This window comes from Staphylococcus sp. EG-SA-2 (genome assembly GCF_017152085.1).
Genome location: NZ_JACYHC010000261.1, coordinates 1 through 473, shown reverse-complemented (window position 1 = coordinate 473; position 473 = coordinate 1). Strand labels below are relative to the sequence as shown.

The 473-nt window shown below is 37.0% G+C and carries 2 rRNA genes; both read right to left on the bottom strand.

What is annotated here, in order from left to right:
• A 23S ribosomal RNA gene (locus tag IDG60_RS02540) occupies positions 1-117 on the bottom strand; the annotation flags it as partial.
• A gap of 304 nt (positions 118-421) precedes the next feature.
• Positions 422-473, bottom strand: a 16S ribosomal RNA gene (locus tag IDG60_RS02535); the annotation flags it as partial.

Below are 473 nucleotides of genomic sequence, written 5' to 3'. Positions count from 1 at the left end.
TCGGAAATCTCTGGATCAAAGCTTACTTACAGCTCCCCAAAGCATATCGTCGTTAGTAACGTCCTTCATCGGCTTCTAGTGCCAAGGCATCCACCGTGCGCCCTTAATAACTTAATCTATGTTTCCATCCTACAGGAAACGCGTTATTAATCTTGTGAGTGTTCTTTCGAACACTAGCGATTATTTCTTATGAATTCAAGCTTATTTAAAACTCTTTATTCACTCGGTTTTGCTTGGTAAAATCTATATTTTACTTACTTATCTAGTTTTCAATGTACAATTTCTTTTTAGTCAAGCGCTCGCATAAGCAATATCACTTTAACCAAAAAATATTTGAATGTTAAATAAACATTCAAAACTGAATACAATATGTCACGTTATTCCGCATCTTCTGAAGAAGATGTTCCGAATATATCCTTAGAAAGGAGGTGATCCAGCCGCACCTTCCGATACGGCTACCTTGTTACGACTTC